This window comes from Pseudopedobacter saltans DSM 12145 (genome assembly GCF_000190735.1).
GTDB classification, from domain to species: domain Bacteria; phylum Bacteroidota; class Bacteroidia; order Sphingobacteriales; family Sphingobacteriaceae; genus Pseudopedobacter; species Pseudopedobacter saltans.
Window position 1 is genome coordinate 317,437 of the sequence record NC_015177.1, and the last position, 22,043, is coordinate 339,479.

General features: G+C 36.2%; 19 protein-coding genes and 1 tRNA gene. 15 read left to right on the forward strand and 5 right to left on the reverse strand.

What is annotated here, in order from left to right; genetic code table 11:
* Positions 1 to 33 precede the first annotated feature (33 nt).
* The 5 genes from rimO to rpmB all read right to left on the reverse strand — a co-directional run bounded on the left by rimO (position 34) and on the right by rpmB (position 3,060).
* Positions 34 to 1,368, reverse strand: a complete 1,335-nt coding sequence (rimO, locus tag PEDSA_RS01345; RefSeq protein WP_013631350.1) for a 30S ribosomal protein S12 methylthiotransferase RimO — start codon at positions 1,366 to 1,368, stop codon at positions 34 to 36.
* Positions 1,369 to 1,370: 2 nt separating this feature from the next.
* The gene (gene ftsY, locus PEDSA_RS01350) at positions 1,371 to 2,336 is read right to left on the reverse strand and encodes a signal recognition particle-docking protein FtsY (protein WP_013631351.1); all 966 of its coding nucleotides are present in this window, start codon (positions 2,334 to 2,336) and stop codon (positions 1,371 to 1,373) included.
* Between the two features lie 67 nt (positions 2,337 to 2,403).
* On the reverse strand, positions 2,404 to 2,574 hold the full coding sequence (locus tag PEDSA_RS19765; protein ID WP_013631352.1) for a DUF4295 domain-containing protein: 171 nt from the start codon (positions 2,572 to 2,574) through the stop codon (positions 2,404 to 2,406).
* A gap of 36 nt (positions 2,575 to 2,610) precedes the next feature.
* Positions 2,611 to 2,799 (reverse strand): 50S ribosomal protein L33, encoded by a 189-nt coding sequence (gene rpmG, locus PEDSA_RS01355; RefSeq protein ID WP_013631353.1) that lies wholly within the window; start codon positions 2,797 to 2,799, stop codon positions 2,611 to 2,613.
* A gap of 27 nt (positions 2,800 to 2,826) precedes the next feature.
* A complete protein-coding gene (gene rpmB, locus PEDSA_RS01360) occupies positions 2,827 to 3,060 on the reverse strand; it encodes a 50S ribosomal protein L28 (protein WP_013631354.1) in 234 nt (77 codons plus the stop codon).
* Between the two features lie 450 nt (positions 3,061 to 3,510).
* Here rpmB and PEDSA_RS01365 point away from each other — a divergent pair, with 450 nt between their 5' ends.
* From PEDSA_RS01365 to PEDSA_RS01435, 15 genes are all read left to right on the forward strand, one after another.
* A complete protein-coding gene (locus PEDSA_RS01365) occupies positions 3,511 to 5,352 on the forward strand; it encodes a carbon starvation CstA family protein (protein WP_013631355.1) in 1,842 nt (613 codons plus the stop codon).
* A gap of 153 nt (positions 5,353 to 5,505) precedes the next feature.
* The gene (locus PEDSA_RS01370; RefSeq protein WP_013631356.1) at positions 5,506 to 5,940 is read left to right on the forward strand and encodes a transposase-like zinc-binding domain-containing protein; all 435 of its coding nucleotides are present in this window, start codon (positions 5,506 to 5,508) and stop codon (positions 5,938 to 5,940) included.
* Positions 5,941 to 6,066: 126 nt separating this feature from the next.
* Complete coding sequence (locus PEDSA_RS01375; protein WP_013631357.1) at positions 6,067 to 7,626, forward strand: MFS transporter; 1,560 nt, start codon at positions 6,067 to 6,069, stop codon at positions 7,624 to 7,626.
* 21 nt (positions 7,627 to 7,647) lie between these two features.
* Positions 7,648 to 7,872: a DUF6814 family protein gene (locus PEDSA_RS01380; RefSeq protein WP_013631358.1), complete on the forward strand. Its 225-nt coding sequence runs from the start codon at positions 7,648 to 7,650 to the stop codon at positions 7,870 to 7,872.
* Between the two features lie 204 nt (positions 7,873 to 8,076).
* Positions 8,077 to 10,785: a sensor histidine kinase gene (locus tag PEDSA_RS01385; protein WP_013631360.1), complete on the forward strand. Its 2,709-nt coding sequence runs from the start codon at positions 8,077 to 8,079 to the stop codon at positions 10,783 to 10,785.
* Between the two features lie 2 nt (positions 10,786 to 10,787).
* Positions 10,788 to 11,192 carry a response regulator gene (locus PEDSA_RS01390; RefSeq protein ID WP_013631361.1) on the forward strand — a complete coding sequence of 135 codons (405 nt, stop codon included), beginning with the start codon at positions 10,788 to 10,790 and terminating at the stop codon, positions 11,190 to 11,192.
* A 17-nt stretch (positions 11,193 to 11,209) separates the two neighbouring features.
* On the forward strand, positions 11,210 to 13,117 hold the full coding sequence (gene acs, locus PEDSA_RS01395) for an acetate--CoA ligase (RefSeq protein ID WP_013631362.1): 1,908 nt from the start codon (positions 11,210 to 11,212) through the stop codon (positions 13,115 to 13,117).
* A gap of 76 nt (positions 13,118 to 13,193) precedes the next feature.
* Positions 13,194 to 13,379: a CsbD family protein gene (locus tag PEDSA_RS01400; RefSeq protein ID WP_013631363.1), complete on the forward strand. Its 186-nt coding sequence runs from the start codon at positions 13,194 to 13,196 to the stop codon at positions 13,377 to 13,379.
* Between the two features lie 934 nt (positions 13,380 to 14,313).
* Positions 14,314 to 15,087, forward strand: coding sequence for a 5'/3'-nucleotidase SurE (surE, locus tag PEDSA_RS01405; protein WP_013631364.1), 774 nt, complete (start codon positions 14,314 to 14,316; stop codon positions 15,085 to 15,087).
* Complete coding sequence (locus PEDSA_RS01410) at positions 15,080 to 15,340, forward strand: hypothetical protein (protein ID WP_013631365.1); 261 nt, start codon at positions 15,080 to 15,082, stop codon at positions 15,338 to 15,340. The genes surE and PEDSA_RS01410 overlap by 8 nt, the downstream gene beginning before the upstream one ends.
* Positions 15,341 to 15,487: 147 nt before the next feature.
* Positions 15,488 to 16,591 carry a lipid-A-disaccharide synthase gene (lpxB, locus tag PEDSA_RS01415; protein WP_013631366.1) on the forward strand — a complete coding sequence of 368 codons (1,104 nt, stop codon included), beginning with the start codon at positions 15,488 to 15,490 and terminating at the stop codon, positions 16,589 to 16,591.
* Between the two features lie 34 nt (positions 16,592 to 16,625).
* Positions 16,626 to 16,702, forward strand: a tRNA-Ala gene (locus tag PEDSA_RS01420).
* 710 nt (positions 16,703 to 17,412) lie between these two features.
* Positions 17,413 to 17,700 (forward strand): helix-turn-helix domain-containing protein, encoded by a 288-nt coding sequence (locus tag PEDSA_RS20550; protein ID WP_013631368.1) that lies wholly within the window; start codon positions 17,413 to 17,415, stop codon positions 17,698 to 17,700.
* Between the two features lie 60 nt (positions 17,701 to 17,760).
* On the forward strand, positions 17,761 to 18,840 hold the full coding sequence (locus PEDSA_RS01430) for an efflux RND transporter periplasmic adaptor subunit (protein ID WP_041536931.1): 1,080 nt from the start codon (positions 17,761 to 17,763) through the stop codon (positions 18,838 to 18,840).
* On the forward strand, positions 18,815 to 22,042 hold the full coding sequence (locus PEDSA_RS01435) for an efflux RND transporter permease subunit (protein ID WP_013631370.1): 3,228 nt from the start codon (positions 18,815 to 18,817) through the stop codon (positions 22,040 to 22,042). Before PEDSA_RS01430 ends, PEDSA_RS01435 begins: the two co-directional genes overlap by 26 nt.
* Position 22,043: the final 1 nt, after the last annotated feature.

Here is a 22,043-nt window from a genome sequence, read left to right on the forward strand (position 1 = left end):
TAGAAATAGAAATAAACTCATCAATTGATGAGTTTATTTTACAATTCTTCCATAAAGATCGAAATCTTCTGCTCGGTCTATTTTTATATTTACAAAAGAGCCTACAGTGGCATAATCTGTACTGGCGTTTAAAAGGACCTCGTTATCAACCTCCGGAGAGTCAAATTCAGTTCGTCCAATAAAGTAATCGCCTTCTTTTTTGTCGATAAGTACTTTATAAGTATTTCCTACTTTTTCCTGATTCAGGTCGAAAGAAATACCCTGTTGGATATCCATAATCTCCTCTACACGTTGTTCTTTTACTTCTTGAGGAATATTATCTTCTAAATCGAATGCCTGTGTTTTTTCCTCGTGAGAATAAGTAAAACATCCTAATCTGTCGAAACGGGTTTCTTCCACCCATTCTTTCATTTCTTCGAAATCCCTTTCGGTTTCCCCAGGATATCCACAAATTAAAGTGGTACGCATGGCAATATTTGGCACCTTATCCCTAATCTGATTTACCAGATCGATGGTCTTTTGTTTAGTCGTACCTCTGCGCATAGATTTCAGCATATTGTCCGAAATGTGTTGCAAAGGCATGTCTAAATATTTACAGATGTTATCTCTTTCATTCATGACATCCAGGATTTCCATCGGGAAACCAGATGGATAAGCATACTGAAGTCTGATCCATTCAATGCCATCGACATCTGAAAGGTTTCTTAAAAGATCTGCTAACTTTCTTTCGTTATATAAATCCAGCCCGTAATAAGTCAAATCCTGTGCAATCAGAACCAATTCTTTGGTTCCGTTCTTAGCGAGATTTTTGGCGTTTTTCACCAACTCTTCAATAGGGAAGGAAACATGTTTGCCTCTCATAAGAGGAATAGCACAGAAAGAACAAGGGCGATTACAGCCCTCGGCAATTTTGAAGTAAGCGAAGTGTGACGGTGTAGTCAACAAACGCTCACCTAAAAGTTCATATTTGTAGTTGGCACCAACAGCGTGTAAAAGATTTTGCAAATCGTTTGTACCAAACCATGCATCAACATTCTGAATTTCGGCAGAAAGTTCCGGTGTATATCTTTGAGAAAGACATCCAGTAACAATAACTTTTCCAACCTTTCCCTGATCTTTCAGGTCACTGTATTGCAAAATAGTGTCTATAGACTCCTGTTTCGCATTATCAATAAAGCCGCAAGTATTAATAACTACTATATCATTTTCGCGAACATTATTCGCTTCGTGAACCACATCAATATGATTGCCTTTCAACTGGCCCATCAATATTTCAGAATCATAGGTGTTTTTAGAACATCCAAGCGTTACGACATTCACACGTGGCTGAACTTCAGGCTCAACCTTATTCTTTTTTCTAACTTCCATGATTATTGTTTGAACAGACTGTCAACAAAATCTTTTTTGTTAAACAGCTGTAAGTCTGTCATCTTTTCCCCAACACCAATATATTTAACAGGAATTTTAAATTGGTCAGAAATACCAATTACCACACCTCCTTTGGCAGTTCCATCCAATTTAGTTAAAGCCAAAGCATTCACATCCGTAGCTTGTGTAAATTGTTTGCATTGCTCAATAGCATTTTGACCAGTAGAAGCATCTAAAACCAACAAAATCTCATGAGGAGCACCGGGAACTACTTTTTGCATTACGTTTTTGATTTTGGTTAATTCATTCATCAAACCAACTTTATTATGTAATCTTCCAGCGGTGTCAATAATGGCTATATCTTCGTCATTGGCAACAGCAGATTGTAGCGTGTCAAAAGCTACAGAGGCAGGGTCTGCATTCATCCCCTGAGAAACAACTCTAACATCAACCCGTTCGCCCCAAAGTTTAATCTGATCTACTGCGGCAGCCCTGAAGGTATCTGCAGCACCCAATACAACTTTGTTTCCAGCCTCTCTTAGTTGATAAGCCAATTTGCCTATTGTAGTTGTCTTTCCAACTCCATTTACCCCTACAACCATTATAACATAAGGCTTTTTGCCACTATAGTTAAACTGCTCGAAGTCTGCGGAATTATTTTCTTCTAAAAGGGCTTGAATTTCTTCTCTTAAGATTTGATTCAGTTCTGACGTGTTCAGGTATTTATTCTTTGCAACCCTGTTTTCTATTCTTTCAATAATCTTCAGAGTAGTGGTTACACCAACATCAGAAGTGACAAGAATTTCCTCCAGATCATCAAGAACCTCATCGTCAACGGTAGACTTTCCTATAACAGCTTTACTTATTTTAGAGAAAAAGCTGTCCTTGGTTTTTTCGAGACCTTTTTCAAGAGCCTCATGTTCTTCAACCGTTTTATCTTTCTTTTTAAAGAAATCAAATAATCCCATAGTAGCAAAATTAAACAAAAAAAGCCATCCCGATTCTCGGGACGGCTCTAATATCAGTAATTTTTAATTACAAAGCACCTTTTTGTGCAGATGCAATAGTGTCTTTTACGTTATCGTTATGAGCAATTGTTTCTTTGAAAGAGTAAGCTCCAGTTTTAGCTGATCTAACTGTAGTAATTACTTTTGAAAACTCTTTCCCAGTTCCTTTTTTTAAGGTAGCAACAACTTTCTTTGCCATGTTAATTATATTTTATTGCTAACAGGTAGCAGTGAATTATTTAATTTCTTTGTGTAAAGTTACTTTTCTTAAGACAGGATTGAATTTCTTCATCTCTAATCTCTCAGGAGTATTTTTACGGTTTTTAGTAGTGATATATCTGGATGTTCCAGGCATACCGCTTTCTTTATGTTCAGTACATTCTAAGATTACCTGAACTCTGTTTCCTTTACCTTTCTTAGCCATTTCTATTGGGTGTTAAAAGTCTTTAAATTAAATAGATCCTTTTTTAATGAATCTGTTAATAGCCTCGGTGATACCGATTTTATTGATTGTTTTAATCGCTGAAGTAGAAACTTTTAAAGTAATCCAACGATCCTCTTCAGGGATATAAAATTTCTTTAATTGAAGGTTAGGATAAAACTTACGGATTGTTTTCACGTTCGAGTGAGAAACGTGATGACCTTTCATTGCTGCTTTTCCTGTTAAATCACAAATTCTTGACATGACTATATTGTGTTTTTTCTAATAAAACTCAGTTCTCTTTTCACAAAGAGTTCGCAAATATCGTAAATAATAATCTAATAGACAATAGATGTTTTAAAATATTTTAAAGTATTTTTTATGCGAAGGAATTCGGATGCCAACTGATTTTGCTCGTATACATATGATCTCGTGTTTTGCAATCTCCTAAGCCTATGCTGAAAGATAAAAGAATGTAGTTTCTTTGGTGATAAGAATCCAATCTTTGTGCGACCTATCAAAACGAATCAAAATTATAAACTAAAATAGATAAACGTACATTAAGAAGAGAATAATACAATGGAATAGCGGTATCATTATTAAAATATTTAAAAAAAGTTTCTATATATAATTGATTTTTATTAATTATGAGACTTGATTAATAAACTGAAGTTGCTGTTTGTTTATACTAAGACTTATAACTGAATAATAATTATGGAATTTTTAAATGGTATTAATGCGCTAACGCTGGTTTTTGTGTCTTTGTTGGTTTTTGCAATAGCCTATCGGTTTTATGGGATATTTATGGCGAATAAAGTATTGCGGCTAAATGCAAGCAATATTACACCAGCAATAGAATTTGCAGACGGGAAAGATTATGTGGCAACTAACAAGAATGTACTTTTTGGACACCACTTTGCGGCCATAGCCGCAGCAGGTCCGCTGGTAGGTCCGGTGCTTGCTGCTCAATTCGGTTATTTGCCAGGAGCATTGTGGATTTTGATAGGTTGTGTTCTTGCAGGAGGGGTACATGATATGGTTGTGTTGTTTGCATCTATCAGACATAAAGGAGAGAGTTTGGCTACTATTGCTGGTAAAGAAATAGGTAAGGAAACAGGGTTGATTGCAGGATTCGCAATACTTTTTATCCTCATTTTGACATTGGCAGGCCTTTCATTAGCATGTATAAGTGCAATGCATGAAGCGTCATGGTCTTTATTTACAGTAATCGCTACGATGCCTATCGCTATCATCATGGGGTTGATTATGCGATATCGTAAGGACAGTGTTACGATCGCAAGTATTCTTGGGGGAATTATGTTAATTGCTGCGATTGTGGGGGGACATGAGCTGATGCAGTTTAAGGAAATCAGTAATCTGTTCCACTGGAAGATAGAAACCATATCTATAGCAATTACTGTATATGGTTTTTTCGCTTCTGTACTACCTGTTTGGTTGCTATTGGTTCCCAGAGATTATCTGTCGACTTACTTAAAAATAGGAACAATACTCATGTTGGCTATTGGAGTTGTTTTTGTACATCCTACGTTGCAGATGCCTGCGATAACAGACTTTATACACGGAGGAGGCCCAATAATAGGAGGGCCGGTTTTACCATTTATTTTTATAGTAATTGCCTGTGGAGCTATCTCAGGATTTCATGCAGTAATAGCTACCGGAACCACGCCAAAAATGTTGACAAATGAAAAGGAAATTCTATTTGTAGGTTATGGTGCGATGCTTGTTGAGGGTTTTGTTGCCCTGATGGCATTGATAGCAGCTTGTACGCTGGTACCCGGGGACTATTTTGCTATCAACACACCTAAAGAAATGTACGAATCTTTCATCGCCCAGAACCCGGGCTTAAAGCCGGTTGAGCTGGCCTATTTCAGTGAAAAGATAGGTGTTGACCTCCAAGGTAGGACCGGGGGAGCAGTTTCTTTGGCAGTTGGCATGGCGCATATATTCAATAAGATTCCTTTTATGGATGATGTTATGGCTTACTGGTATAATTTCGCTATTATGTTTGAAGCCGTGTTCATCCTAACAGCAATAGATGCCGGGACAAGGGTAGGTCGGTTCTTTTTGCAGGAAATGCTGGGTACCGTAGTGCCAAGGTTTAATGATAAGAACTGGATGCCGGGTATCATCATCAGTAGTCTGCTATTTACCTTTTCGTGGGGTTATCTTGTTTATACCGGAAATGTAAGTAGCATATGGCCATTATTTGGTATCAGTAACCAGTTGTTGGCTGCCTGTGGGTTGATTGTTTGTACAACCATGCTCATAAGAATGAATAGGAAGAAGTATGCTTTATGTGCGGCTATACCGGGAATATTTATGGCGTTAATAACTTTTTGGGCAGGTTATGAGCAGATTATGAATGTCTATTTGCCAAAAGAGCAATACCTATTATCGTCTTTAGCGCTGCTAGCAATGGTTTTAATGTTAATTGTCTTTATCAATACTTTTAAAAGGTGGTATAGATTGTTAAGTATGAGAGCCGATAAAATAGATTATTATGGAGATACTGTGAAAGAATTAGTCGAGAGGTAAGCAGGATCTTATGTCTAAAAAATCAGGAATTTAGTTATAACTCTTTGCTGGTAATTTATTTATCTACAATATTAATTGAAATATCTTGTGATAAGGTTTATTGATTTATTATTGCCAAATTAATATATATTTGCTAAAATAATATATCTAATTATGAGCCTTCAGGAAGAATATCCTTCAAAATGTCCCAAGTGCCTTTCGGAAAGTGTGGTGAAAAGTGGTTTGATCAATAATAAGCAAAGATTTAAATGTAAAGATTGCAATTACTTTTTTACGGTAGGGAAATTGGGTAAAAGCGTAGATAACTATTACGTTATAAAGGCTTTGCAGTTATATTTGGAAGGTATATCCTATAGGGAAATCGAAAGGATTTTGGGGATTAGTCACGTTACAGTTATGAATATTGTGAAAAGACATCTTGGAGAAAAACCTGTGGTAAATAAATATAAACCCAGTTATAAAATTATGCGTTATCAGGAATTGGTTGATTTTTTTGTTAACAAAGAAAGTTTGAAAGGTCAGGGATTGGTGGTTACCGAGTTGGGTGATAAATATATGGTTATCACCTGGGATAGATTTAAGCGATAGTTTGTGTATATATAATTACCATTTGTGTATATTCATTTTGCTTTTGAATTTTCTTATTATAAAATTTAGTCAAGATTTCGGGCAGCCAATTAGCTCAAAATCAAAACCAAACCTAAATTTTATAATATGGCAGAAACACTTCCTAAAGAGAAGGTTGAAAATAAAAACCTTTGGAAAGTTATAGGCGTCTCTTCAGCAGGGACATTAATTGAATGGTACGATTTTTACATTTTTGGTAGCCTGGCTGTTGTTATAGCAACCAAATTTTTTCCACAGGATAATCCCACGGCGGCATTTTTATCTACATTGGCAACGTTTGCAGCTGGTTTCGTGGTGAGGCCGTTTGGAGCTCTTTTCTTTGGGCGTCTGGGCGATCTGATAGGTAGAAAATACACTTTTATGGTAACGTTGTTGCTGATGGGCTTGTCTACATTTGCTATCGGACTTATACCAGGGTATGAAACAATAGGTTTCGCTGCACCTGTATTGGTATTGGTTTTACGCCTTTTGCAGGGACTTGCTTTAGGAGGAGAGTATGGTGGAGCCGCAACTTATGTAGCAGAGCATTCTGAACCGAATAAAAGAGGTTTACGCACTTCATGGATTCAAACGACCGCAACTATAGGCCTTTTTATCTCTCTTTTTGTTATCCTGATAACCAGAAACTCTATGGATAAAGCGTCTTTTGAAGACTGGGGATGGCGTGTACCTTTCCTATTATCGATTGTAATGGTGGTTGTTTCTTATTTCATCAGAAGGAATATGGACGAATCTCCACTTTTCAAAAAAGCAAAAGCTGAAGGCAAGACCGTAGCCAATCCTCTAAAGGAATCTTTCGGTAAAAAATACAACTTCAAGTTTGTGCTGCTTGCTTTATTTGGAGCAGCTATGGGACAGGGAGTAATCTGGTACACGGGCCAATTTTATGCATTATCATTTTTACAAACCGTTTGTCATGTAGAGTTTGAACAAACAAACTATATTATTGCCACAGCTCTAATGATGGGAACCGGTTTTTTTGTGTTTTTTGGATGGCTTTCAGATAAAATTGGCAGAAAGGGAATTATGCTTGCAGGTATGTTAATTGCAATCTTTACCTACAGACCCATTTATGATAAAATTTATAAAACATCCAGTTTAGAAGGTAAAGTGGAAATGATAGACAGGGCGACAACCGATATTAGCTATTCTACAATTCATGATGGAGCAGATTCAGTTAAGATTACAACTGTGCAAAAATTGTATGAGGATGGTACTACTTATCAGGAAATCACTACTTTAAATCTTACCACAAACCAGACCACGGTGAAAAAGATTACCGATTTGTCGGATGGAGCATTTTGGACCATTGTACTTTTGGTTTTTGTACAAGTTATTTATGTGGCCATGGTGTACGGCCCAATAGCTGCGTTTCTGGTAGAAATGTTCCCAACTAATATTCGCTATACTTCTATGTCTTTACCTTATCATATTGGTAATGGTGTTTTCGGAGGGCTCTTACCTGCAATTGCAACTTATCTGGCAACTAAGGCTGAGACAGCAAATACTGTTGCCGCTGCGGCTGGTGAAGTATTACCTTTTGATAAGCCTTATTTAGAGGGGTTGTGGTATCCGATAATAATTGCCGGTATTTCTTTTGTGATAGGCATACTATATATCGATACCAAACAAAAAGCAAAGGATTAATAACCAATAAAAAACTAAACAATGAATGCAATCAGAAGATTTTTGGGAATTGTATGGATGATAGTTGGCATTGTTGCAGGCTATTATCTTTTAGTAAGTCAGGCCATACCAAAATTTGGAACCGGCACTACAGAAGATCTCGTACCGGCTATAATATATAGCTTCATATTAGCTCCGATTATAACGGGAGGGATGTTTGTTTTTGGATTGTATTGCCTTCAGGGAGAGTATGATTTCAAAGATTGAGATTAATTGATGAAAGAACGGTTGAATAAAGAGCGTCTGGTATTTGTTAGTATTATCTTTTCGGTTTTACTTACCTTTCCTGTACTCTCCATTTCCAACCGTTCAATTTTTATTGGCGGCATCCCTTTATTGTACATTTATCTGTTTGGTGTATGGTTGCTGTTGATTATTGCACTTTTTTTATTTTCAAAAAGGTATTGATAGATGGGAATAGGAGTACTCATATCAATTTCTTTTGGATACCTGCTGGCACTTTTTATGCTGGCTTACGGAGCTGAACGGAACCCGAAGCAGCTGAGTAGATTTAAACCCGTAATTTATTCTTTTTCAATAGCAGTTTATTGTTCTGCATGGGCTTTTTATGGTAGTATAGGAAAGGCCACTCAGGACGGCTTGGAGTTTTTGGCAGTGTACATTGGCCCAACGATTACAGCTCCGGTATGGTTTTTATTACTTAGAAAAATTATACGTATTTCTAAAGCGCAACGGATAACTTCGATAGCGGACTTCATATCTGCAAGGTATGGTAAAAAAGCTGGCCTAGGTACATTAGTGACGATAGTTTGTGTAATAGGATTGGTGCCTTACATCGCATTACAGATAAAAGCGATAGCAATCACTTTTGGTTTTTTGTTGGAAAACGTATCGCAGCGAAAAATATATACTCTTCCAAACACACAAATACTTCAGAATATTTCATTTTGGATTACAGTTTCACTGGCGGTATTTATGATGTTTTTTGGCACCAGGAAAATTGATTCTGCTGAAAAACATGAAGGTATGGTTGCAGCTGTAGCATTTGAATCGATAGTCAAATTGCTGGCTTTTTTAGTAGGCGGAATATTTATAGTTTATTTTATATTTAACGGGGTTGCTGATGTTTTTCAGCAAACCGCAAAAAATGAAGTTTTCCAGCAAGCTTTTCTTATTAAAGAACAGCGGGGGTATGTAGACTGGTTGGTTATTTGTTTATTATCTGCATTGGCAGTAATACTTTTGCCCAGACAATTTCAGGTCTCCGTGGTGGAAAATACAAACGAAAAGCATTTGAATAAGTCGCTATGGCTTTTTCCTTTATATATGCTTATTATTAATTTGTTTGTGTTGCCGGTTGCTTTGGCGGGGATTATGCTTTTTGGAAATTCACTTCAGGCAGATTATGCCATCTTATCTATCCCTTTTTCAAATAATCAGCAATTTTTGGCTTTATTAGTTTATCTGGGAGGATTTTCTGCTGCTACGGGGATGATTATCGTAGAGACAATCGCACTAAGTACAATGTTGAGCAATAATCTGCTTTTACCCATTATTTTAAAAGTCAATCCTTTAAAAGAAGCTTTTTTAGGAAATGCAGAGCGTTCCGTTAAAATAATCAGAAGGTTTTCTATAGTTTTAATCCTCTTGCTGGCATATCTCTATTTTGCCAAAGTTGCCGAAAGTTACTCTTTAGTTTCCACCGGACTTATTTCCTTTGCTGCAGTTGCTCAGTTTGCTCCTGCGGTTATTGGTGGCCTGTTTTGGAAAGGAGGAAATCATAAAGGAGCACTGTTGGGAATCATCATAGGTGTTGTTATTTGGTTTTATACCCTGATTATTCCAGACATGATAGGAGTTGGCTTGCTTCCTGCTCACATACTTGAACAAGGTTTATTCGGAATAACTTTTCTGAAACCACATGCACTGTTTGGTCTAACCGCACTATCGCCTTTAACGCATGCTTTCTTTTGGAGTATGTTTGCTAATATAAGTGTTTATATTTTTTGTTCTTTGTTTCTTGAAACTGAACAGTCGGAAAGCGTACAGTCTAGATTGTTTGTGGATGTTTTTAAATATCAGACACCCTATGAGCTTTCGGTGCAACGGAGTGGAAAAGCAAAACTATCACAAATTCTGTTTTTTCTTCATCAGTTTCTTGGAGAAGAAAAAACAGAGCGTTTGATTCAGGAATTTCAGGAGAAGTATAATGTAAAAGCGTTGGGGGCAAATGAGTTTGCCGATCAGCGACTACTCAGCTTTACTGAAAAAGTACTTTCAGGTGTTATCGGTACCGCGTCTTCAAGAATCCTGATTGACTCGATACTTAAAGAAGAGGAAATAAGTTTGAGCGAGGTAGTAGAGTTGATAAAGGAATCTCAACAGCTTTTGTCCTTAAATAAGGAGCTAGAACAAACATCTTTAGAGCTTAAGAAAGTTTCAGATTCCTTATCCCAGGCAAATCAGAAAATGAAGGATGCAGAGGTGTTAAAAGACGAATTTTTATATAGTATTACGCATGAGCTCCGAACTCCTCTGACTTCTATAAGGGCTTTTTCGGAGATTTTATACGATAATCCAGATATAGACGAGCATCAAAGAAGAACCTTTTTAGCTACTATGATTAAGGAAATCGAGCGGTTAAGCAGTTTGATTACCCGAGTTTTGGATTTAGAACGCTTGGAATCTGGAAAAGAGGAAATAAACAAAACCGCCGTTAATTTAAAAAGTTTGATTGAAGAAGAGCTGAACGCACTTTCGAAATTATTTAATGACAGAAATTTTAGGATAGTTAAAGAAATCGGTTTTGAAAGAGATATCATAGCTGATAAATCATTATTGTCACGGCTATTACAAAACCTATTTTCAAACGCAATTAAATATGTAGATGTGGAAGATCCATTGCTTAAAGTTGTGGTAGTAGAAGATAGAGATATGATAAAGATAGAGATTAGTGATAATGGAAAGGGAATAGACGAAAAGCACAGACAGCATATTTTTAGCAAATTCTATCAGATCCAATCTGCAAATCATCAGGGAAGCGGTTTGGGGTTGGCTATCTGTAAGCGTATAACAGATTTACACGAGGGAGAAATATGGGTTGAGAATGCTAAAGAAGGAGGCGCGGGTTTTTTCTTCATTTTACCAAAAGGAGTATAATTATGAGCGGTGTAGATTTAAAAAATAAGAAAATATTAATTGTTGATGATGACCCTTCTATTGTAATGTCTTTGGAGTTCTTGCTACAGAAATCTGGAAGCAAAGTTTTTATAGCTTCAAACGGTCGGGAAGCTATGGAGAAAATAGATGCACATCAACCTGATTTGGTGCTTTTGGATATCATGATGCCGGAAGTTGACGGCTATGAAGTATGCGAGTATGTCAAAAAAAATTACGCTATCCCAGCTATAAAGGTTATTTTTATATCTGCAAAGAGCAAAGACGAGGACATTAAGAAAGCCTATACTAAGGGAGCTGACTTATTTGTTATAAAGCCATTTTCTACCCGTAGACTATTGGAGAAAATAGCAAGCCTATTAAAAGCAAAAAATAAACACACTAAATAATACTAAATTAAACAAAGATGGATTTGAGAATTAGATCGTTTGAAGAATACGAGAAAGCGTACAAACATAGTGTAGAACAACCAGAAGAGTTTTGGGCTGGTGTTGCCGATAACTTTTTATGGAGAAAAAAGTGGGACAAAGTTCTTAACTGGAACTTTAAGGAGCCTAATATCAAGTGGTTCGAAGGGGGAAAGCTTAATATCACAGAAAACTGTCTGGATAGACATTTGGAAGAAAGAGGAGATGAGCCAGCCATTATTTGGGAATCGAATGACCCGGAAGAACATCACAGAATTTTAACCTATAAAAACCTTCATGATAAAGTTTCGCTTTTTGCGAATGTATTGAAAAACAATGGCGCGAAAAAAGGTGATAGAATCTGTATTTATATGCCAATGGTGCCGGAATTGGCAATTGCCGTCTTGGCATGTGCCAGAATTGGTGCTGTTCATTCGGTAATTTTTGGAGGATTTTCTGCCCAATCTATTGCCGACAGAATCCAGGATGCACAGTGTAATATTGTAGTAACTGCAGATGGCTCTTTCAGGGGGACTAAAGATGTAAGCTTAAAAAGCGTTATGGATGACGCATTAGTTGTATGTCCGTCGGTTCAAAAAGTAATTGTACTAACCAGAAGCCGTACTCCGGTTTCGATGATAAAAGGCCGTGACGTTTGGTGGCAGGATGAAATCAATAAAGTAGAGACTTTGGGGTTGACAGAATGCCCTGCGGAAGAAATGGATGCAGAAGATCCATTGTTTATACTTTATACTTCGGGCTCTACAGGAAAGCCCAAAGGTGTAGTGCATACCTGCGGTGGATATATGGTTTACACCGGATACACTTTCCGAAATGTTTTTCAATATAATCCTGGAGAGGTTTATTTCTGTACTGCAGATATTGGTTGGATTACGGGGCATTCTTACATTGTATACGGACCATTGTCTCAAGGGGCAACTTCTTTAATGTTTGAAGGTATTCCTACGTGGCCGGATGCCGGTAGATTTTGGGACATCGTAGAAAAATTCAAAGTTAATATATTATATACAGCACCTACGGCAATCAGATCGTTGATGCAATATGGAACCAGTTTCGTAGAGGGAAAAGATTTAAGTTCTTTACGCGTTCTGGGTTCGGTTGGCGAACCAATTAACGAGGAGGCCTGGAATTGGTTTAACGAAGAAATCGGGAAGAAAAAATGTCCAATTGTAGATACCTGGTGGCAGACGGAAAATGGCGGGATTTTAATTTCTCCTTTGGCAGGAATAACGCCAACTAAACCATGTTTTGCTACTTTACCTTTACCTGGGGTTCAGCCTGTTATAGTTAACGAGAAGGGAGATATATTAGAGGGGAATGGTGTAGAAGGTAATTTGTGCATAAAATTCCCTTGGCCGGGTATGTTAAGAACTACATATGGAGATCATGAGCGTTGCAGAACAACTTATTTTGCGACTTATGACAATATGTATTTTACGGGAGATGGTTGTTTAAGAGATGAGGATGGTTACTATAGAATTACGGGAAGGGTAGATGATGTAATTAACGTTTCTGGACACCGAATTGGAACGGCCGAAGTAGAAAACGCGATTAACATGTTTTCTGATGTGATTGAATCTGCGGTAGTAGGTTATCCACATGATATTAAAGGGCAGGGATTGTATGCTTATGTTATTTTAGCTAAAGAACCAACCGACGTAGAGCTGACGAAAAAAGATATTTCGGCAACAGTCAGCAGATTAATTGGCCCAATAGCTAAACCGGATAAAATTCAATTCGTGTATGGTTTGCCAAAAACCAGATCGGGGAAGATTATGCGTAGAATTTTGAGGAAAATAGCGGAAGGGGACTTGTCTAATTTAGGAGACACTTCCACTTTACTGGATCCGGCCGTAGTAGATGATATAAAGGATAATCGTTTATAATTTCCAGAGAATAATTCTAGTGGCATGGTATTAGTACATGTTTGTACGAAAATATGAACATCTAAAAAGAAAAACTATGGACAAATTAGAATTGAAAGGAAAGTGGAACGAATTAAAAGGAAAAGTTAAACAAGCATATGCAGACTTAACAGATGATGATTTAAAGTATGAAGAAGGGAAAGATGACGAATTGTTAGGTAAATTGCAACAAAAAACGGGTAAAACCCGAGACCAGGTTGTAGACTGGTTAAAAAGTTTGTAACAAAGGGGAGATAAATATTTATCTCCCCTTTGTTTTGGCACAGTACTTGATGTTGTTTTAACATAAGATTTTAGACAGTCTTATTCATACGTTTAGGTTTAGGTTTAGTAAAGAAAGGAAGCAGCGATTGCTTCCTTTTCTTTTTTAGCCTTACTACTAACTAGCCTCAATTGGTATTCTGGGATCAAGTAAAAAAGTTGGGGCTAGGAATAAAATATTAGTTTTGCTGTTATTCATCAAGACATCGGAACAGGAACCTCTATTATTGTTATTGTCTTCAGGGCTCATAGAATTTCAAACTCATTCACGTTGAAAAGATGGCGGATGGCCATCATCTCTATAATCCCAGCACAATATCCATCGCTTAAAGACATACTATAAAGGTTAAGTTTTTTTAAGAGGTGCTGCCTATATAAACTTTTCATAATCCATTATGTACAGAAAAATACACTAAGCCCTCTTAGGTGTAACCACACTATAGCTATATTGGAGCTATACTATAGCTAAGCACCGGAAATAAAAAATAAAAAAATTCGTTTACAGCCAATAGGGAGGGGCGCAAAATGGCTTTTTTGAAATAAAAATACACTAAGCACTGCAAACGACCAACCGCCAGCCGATTCTGTGCTTATAGGCTCTTTACCAAAGAGTTATTCTCTTCTCGGGGTAAAATTTTTATAGTTCGACTTATTCAGAAACGTGTGAGTAGGGGGGTATTTTGTATTGAATAGTATGAATTCGGTTTAAGGGAGAGGTATGAGTATGAACAAATTTAAGCGAATAGAAGTTAACAGCCTTAAACTATTGTTTAGTTCTTCTATCTTTTTATTTTTCGGATGAAAACTCATATGATGAATTTCTAGGAGAGACATTATTTGATAATGCCGGACATAGATTTTCTATTCTTACTTCTGATATTTCCTATATTTGTTCAATGAAAAAACATCAACCGACCATCCTTGTCGTCAATGACGATGGTATTATTGCGCCTGGTATAAAAGCATTAATCGAAGTTGTTAAGGGAATAGGAAAAGTTGTAGTAGTAGCTCCCGATAGTCCTCAATCTGGAACTGGACATGCCATAACCATCAGCAAACCACTACGACTGGATAAAGTTGAAATGTACGAAGGCATAGAGATGTACAAATGTTCCGGAACTCCTGTAGATTGTGTGAAATTGGCGGTGAATAAGATTTTTAAAGGGCATAAGCCTGATATTTGTGTTTCCGGAATTAATCATGGGCTAAACAGTTCTATCAATGTAATTTATTCGGGAACTATGTCTGCTGCGGTTGAAGGAGCTATTGAAAGTATACCGTCTATAGGTTTTTCTCTGGATGATTTTACATGGACAGCAAATTTTGAACACTGCAAGAAATTTGTTGAAAAGCTTGTGCTGCAGGTTTTGGAGCATGGACTTCCACAGGGAGTTCTTTTAAATGTGAATTTTCCGGCCGGAGAAGATATTAAAGGTTTAAAGATATGCCGCCAGGCCAATGCTAAATGGAAAGAAGAGTTTGACGAGCGAATAGATCCATACCATAGAAATTATTACTGGTTAACAGGTGTTTTTCAGAATTTTGATAAAGGTGAAGATTCAGATGTATGGGCTTTGGAGAACGGATACGCATCAGTAGTTCCTGTACAGTTTGACCTTACTGCACATCATGCGATGTCAATTTTAAATACTTGGGATTTAAATGTTTAAGAACGATTCTGTTTGGTTAGGCATACTGTATGGTTTAGGTTTACCATCTTTGGCTTTCTTAATTGTAGAGTATTTAAAAAATAATGTCGAACTCTTGAGAAAAGCTGATCTTTTATATATTGGTTGTGTGGCTTTGAACTTTATTATATTCAATCAGGCGTCTAAGTATTACAAGGAACGTACTGCTAGAGGTATTCTTGTATCGACTTTTATCTGTGCGCTTATATTCGCTTATTATAAGTTTGTTAGTTAGTAAGTAATCATTAGTTGAATTGGTTCGGTAAGTTTATTTAGTATGGCAGGTGCTTTAAGTATTTCTTTCATTTTGTTTTTTAGTCTCTCCAAAAGAATACCTTTAGTAGTTGTCTCAAATCTCATATCTAAATCTTGTATCTAAAAAATGAAATATTACTTAATAGCAGGAGAAGCTTCTGGTGATTTACATGGAGCAAACCTAATGAAGGCGTTAAAAAAACAGGATAATGATACTCAATTTAGATTCTTTGGTGGTGATTTGATGCAGGAACAAGGAGGCACTTTAGTAAAGCACTATAAAGACATGGCATTTATGGGATTTGTAGAAGTATTGCTAAACCTGTCTACGGTACTAAAAAATATTTCTTTTTGTAAACAAGATGTTTTTTCCTATAAACCTGATGTATTAATTTTAATAGATTTTCCTGGTTTTAATCTTAAGATTGCTGACTTTGCAAAAAAAAATAATATAAAGGTATTCTACTATATCTCACCAAAAGTTTGGGCATGGAACCAAAAAAGGGTACTGAAGATTAAGAAAGTTGTCGATCGTATGTTCTGCATTTTTCCGTTCGAAGTAGATTTTTATAAGAAATGGGGAATGGATGTTGATTATGTAGGAAACCCTTTATTGGATGCCATTCATGATTTTAAAGAGAATCCGGATTTTAGGGCTTCACATCAACTGGAAGGAAAGAAAATAGTAGCACTATTGCCCGGAAGCCGAAAACAGGAACTAAACTATTTGCTGCCAACGATGATTTCGGTGGTAGACCAATTTCCGAAATATCAATTCGTTATTGCAGGAGCACCGAATTTTTCAAAGGATGATTACGAAACTTATATGCAGGGGAGAAATTTGCCTGTAGTATTTGGTGAGACTTATGATCTGTTGAGTAATTCCGAGGCGGCAATTGTAACTTCGGGAACAGCAACCTTAGAAACCGCTTTATTTAAAATTCCAGAAGTCGTTGTTTATAAAGGAAACCCAATTTCTATAGGCATAGCTAAATTATTGGTTAAAATCGGTTTTATTTCTTTGGTGAATTTAATTGTCAATCGGGAGATTGTTAAAGAGCTGATTCAGGAAGATTGTAATACCCAAAAACTAGGAGAAGAATTATCCAAAATATTGTCTGGCACCGGACGGGAGCAGATGTTGGCGGATTATGAGGAGTTGATGGAGAAGATGGGAAAACCCGGTGCTTCGGAGAAAACAGCACAATTGATGATTAAGTATTTGAGTTAATCAAAAAAATTACAATATTTGCACCATATAAAAAGGGGGTTTAGCTCATTTGGCTAGAGCGCTTGCCTGGCAGGCAAGAGGCGACCGGTTCGAATCCGGTAATCTCCACCATAGCAGAGTCTCCTTTTAAAGAGACTCTTTTATTATAATCCAATTTACATATCTATTGGCCATTTATTACTTACAATAAAGGCACATCATAAGTGTTATTAGTTAACTTCATCGTTAAACTTTGAATTGGTGTTTTACCTCTTTTTTAGATATTAAGCTTTTATTTTACAGACAGTTTAGGATTAAAGAGTATTGTTTTTAGATAAAACCCTCCAAATTAATAATTCTGTCAAGTAAACTGGTTTCACGAAGTTCTTCTTCCGAAGGAATTTTGCTGACGGTAGAACAAAAAATCAGTTAATAGCAGATGTCCTTATTTTACATCCATTATTACCTCCTGAATTTTAATTACAAGTTTCTATCTATTGTTTGAATATGTGAATATAGTTTGTTTTGAATATAATAATGTATGTGTTCGAAAAAAACAGTTTATAATTAAAGTTAATAAATGGCAATTTTATTGAATGATTTGCCAAAAAAATACAATAAAAAAAAGACGAAAAGGTCTAATCTTGTTAATAACTAATTATAAAACCAAATGAAAGAAAAAATCATCCCTTTTGGTGATAATAGAAAGTTGTTAGGATTTCTATTTTTAAATTTAGGTATCAATAAGAGAATCACAGGGAAAATTACTTTCAAGAACCTGTCGGGCTAATAGGTGTCAATAAGTTTTATTTATCATGTCATGAGATCAAAATTTATTGTTTATGCCAAAATATTACTTCGATAGACTTGAATATCTAGATGAATTGATACGACATAGAAGAACAGGAAGTCCATCCCAATTAGCCGAAAAATTTAATGTGTCTAAACGTACTGTTTTTGAATATATAGAGATTTTAAAATCTCTGGGAGCTGAGGTTGAATATTGTAGATATAGGGAGACATATTATTATAAACGACAGGGGCGATTTGATTTCCATTTTAAGTTAATCAATACGCTAGTGATTTTGTTAATGCAATTTGTTATCTCGTTGGAAAGCTATTTGTTTTAATTGTTTTTTTGTAAAAAATAAAACATCCTTTTTCATAAACTTCTTCTTATGCATTTATTCATGATATTAAGAATTCCTATACCACTTTTTGTTTTGGCAGTTATCGTATCCTGTAATAATACCGAAACGACAGATTCAGATAATGTTATCCAAAAAAGCCCTTTTCAAAAAACAGAAGTCGTAGTGCAAACCGTACCTGTAAAAACAGGTGTCTTCAATCAGGAAATTATTAGTAATGGAAAAGTTTTTGCTGAAAATAACGCAGAAATAAAGTTTCCGGTATATGGTGCCATCCAACAAATTTTTGTTAAAAACGGACAAAGAATATCAAAAGGACAACTCCTTGCTACTCTCGATGACACAGACTTAAGAAACAAATTTAATCGTATTAAGGAAGCTCTGGAAAAAGCTCAGGTCGATCTGGATGATCGGCTTATAGATTATGGTTATCGTCTAAAAGATTCGACAAAAGTTCCTGCCGATATTATGAAAATGGCTCGTATTAAAAGCGGATATGCAAGTGTCCGGTTTGATTACGCAGAAGCTTTGGCAAGTTTAGGAAAGACTCGGATTATTGCACCCTTTTCGGGGAAAATTGCCAATATGGAAGCACGAGAATTCAATACGAGCGATAACTTTAGGAAATTATGTACCTTAATAGATGATTCTCGCTTGAATGTAGAATTTAATGTACTGGAAACCGAATATCACTCTATTTCAAAAGGTTCCGCAATTGAGGTATCTCCTTATGGAAGTAATATCTCGGTAAAAGGAATCGTATCTGATATTAACCCTTTGATAGATGATAACGGAATGATTAAGATTACCGGAGTAATAAATAATATCGGTGAAAATTTGTTAAATGGAATGAGTGTTAAAGTTATTATAAAAAAAGGTATTCCGGAACAAATGTTTATTCCTAAACAGGCAGTATTGCAAAGACAAGATAGGCAAGTTGTTTTTACTTACGAAAATGGTCGGTCGAAATGGAATTATGTAGAAACCGAACTCCAGAATACTCATTTAGTAACTATTAAATCGGGATTAAAAAATGGTCAGCAAGTTATTATAAGTAATAATTTTAATTTGGCGCATGATGCCGAAGTGATTCTGGATGATAGCAAATCAGAACCCCAATAACTCTTGTGATAAAGGAATAAAGCTGGGATTCCCGGCCTTTAGTGTAATTATCGCTTTTACAATTTTTATGATTGTAGGAATAGCGATTACGCCTTTAATTTCACTTAGATTGGAACCATCGGGTTTCCTTAACTCTATTACTATAAATTTTAATTGGCAAAAAGCTTCTGCCGAAATGGTAGAACATGAGGTAACAGCTCGTTTGGAAGGTGCTTTAGCAACGTTAAAAGGTGTTAAAAAAATCAGTTCAAGTTCCTATACAGGAGGAGGATATGTCCGTGTAGATTTGGATGAGCATAGCAGCGTAAACCAAATCAGGTATGAAGCAGCGATACTTATCAGACAAATTTACTCAAAATTACCTATAGGTGTTACATACCCGGTAATTAGGGTAAATCAGCCTTTGGGGCAGGGGAATAAATCAGTTTTGTCTTATACAATAAATGGTAGGGGAAACTTGTCTGAAATACAACGATATGCTGAAAGAAATATTGTTCCAACATTAGCTCAGCTGAATGGGGTATACGACATTCGTATTTACGGTGGAAATCAATATAACTGGGAGCTTCAGTATAACTCCTCTGACCTTGTACGATATCGTATTTTTCCAGATGAAATGGTATCAGCGATAGATAAGTACTTTAAAGAGTACGAGCTGGGCAGGGTGCATGTAGATAATTACTTATCGGGAGATAGCGAATATCGTTATCTAAAATTGAGGGCAAGAAGAACAGATTCTATCCCGTGGGGAAGTATTCCGGTAAAAAAGATAGGTGGTGGGATTGTTTACCTGGGGGATATAGCTAAAGCAAAATATGTGGAACAGAAACCCGGATCTTATTATCGTATAAATGGTTTAAATGCGATTAATCTGATCGTATATGCGGCAGAGGGGACAAATTATATTTCATTGGCAGGAGAAATTAAAAGGCAAATGGAGCAGTTGAAAAAAAGTCTTCCTGGTGATTATTCTATCGTTCTCTCTTATGATTCTTCCGAACATCTCAAAAAAGAGCTGGATAAAATAATTTGGCGTTCACTTTGTACATTGGCAATTCTGCTGCTATTTGTATTTATAGTGAGTCGGCAGTTAAACTATTTACTCCTTATTCTAATTTCGCTTGTAGCTAATTTATTATTAGCATTTATTCTTTACTACTGTCTGAAGCTGGAAATTAACCTTTACTCTCTGGCAGCTATTACTGTATCTATGGGGATGATCACAGATAACAGTATAGTGGTTATCGATCATGTCCGACATAAAAATAATTTAAAGGTTTTCTTAGCAGTAACAGGCTCGACCCTAACAACAATAGGTGCAGTTTGTATTATTTTTTTTCTGGACGAGCAGCAAAAAGTTAATCTACTGGATTTCGCATGGGTAATGATTGTTAATCTGGGGATTTCCTTATTGGTAGCCTTATTTCTTATTCCGGCTTTACTGGAAAAAATACCTCTGCCACAGCAGCGCTTGTCTTTAATGATCCGAAGGAAAAGGAAGGTAGTGAAGTGGAACCGATTTTATTCACTTTTTATAAGTTTTAATTGCCGTTTCAGGATATATTATATTATAGTTCTGATTCTCATCTTTGGCCTTCCGTTTTTTATGCTTCCTGCAAAAATCGAACAAAAAGATTTCTGGGGAGCAAAGATGTATAATGCAACCTTTGGTAGTAGTTTTTATAACGAAAATATAAGGTTCGGGGCTGAAAAATGGTTGGGTGGGACATTGCGGTTATTTATATCGCAGCCCGGCAGATTTGACTATGGTAATAATTCTCATGAGCGTACCCGGTTAACCGTAAATATCAGTATGCCAAAGGGAGCAAGTTTGGCCCAAATGAATCGGATAGCAGTGGATTTCGAGAATTATCTGAGTCAATTCAAAGAAATAGAAAAATTTCAATGTAAGGTTAATAGTGGACAGAGCGCTTCTATTGATATTCTGTTTCATGAGGAATATGATGAAGGAGTTTTTCCTGATTTTTTAAAAAGTGAACTGGAAACAAAGGCGATTTATACGGGGCTGGCAGATTTTACGATAAGTGGTGTAGGGCAGGGATTTAATAACCAGGTTAATACACAGAATGCTAATTACAGCATCGTTTTACAGGGGTTTAATTATCAGGAATTGCGCAATTGGGCAGAACAGGTTAAAGATATACTCTCCGAAAATCCCAGGGTTGATAAGATTTCAATTGGAACTGAAAGAGACTGGTCGGGAAGAAAGCTGGATGATGAATTTGTTTTTCGTATTGATGACAACGATCAATTACTGGTTAATAATGTATCCCCAAGAAATATGCAAGCTGCATTTAATGATTTTTCTGCCGATAAACGTCCCGCAGGATCAATATTTTATCGAGGAAATTACATTCCGGTAGTATTAGTCCCGACTAAACCTACTTCCACTATATGGCAGGTGATGAACGAACCTGTACAGGCCGACTCGGGAGCCTACATTCGATTAAATGGCTTCGCTTCGGTTGATAAGGAAAAAGTGGAAGATAAAATATTTAGGGAAAATCAGCAGTATCAGCTTGTGGTAAATTATAATTTTATTGGAGATCATTTTTTTGCTACGATGCTGTCCGATAGAGTCATAAACCGTATAAAAGTCAATTTGCCTTTTGGATATACTATAGAAAGTGCCACAGTAAACTTTTGGAGAGGTTCAGAAAAAAAACTGGCGTGGACTATCTTTCTTACCATAGCCATTGTATTTATGGTCTGTGCTGTTTTACTAAACTCTATAAGTCAGCCATTAGCTGTAATCGCCATGATTCCGATCTCTTTCATTGGGGTATTTATCACTTCTTATTTTTTCGACTATCGTTTTGATGAAGGCGGATATGCAGCTTTTATTATTTTATGTGGTGTTGTCGTGAATGCCGCGCTCTTTATTCTTAATGATTATAACAATCTTTTAAAAGATCAGGGACATAAAGATAAATTGACATTATTTGTAAAATCATATAACTCTAAAATAATACCTGTTATTCTCAGTACGGTTTCAATGATTATTGGGTTAATCCCCTTTATTATTTACTCTAAAAATGATGTTTTCTGGTATGCGCTTGCTATAAGTACAATCGGAGGACTGGTTTTTTCCATGATAGCAGTACTGGTTTTCTTACCTATGTTTTTAAAAGGAATAGGAAAGAAAAGCAGAAAATTTAAATTGATTAAGAACAGGTTATAAA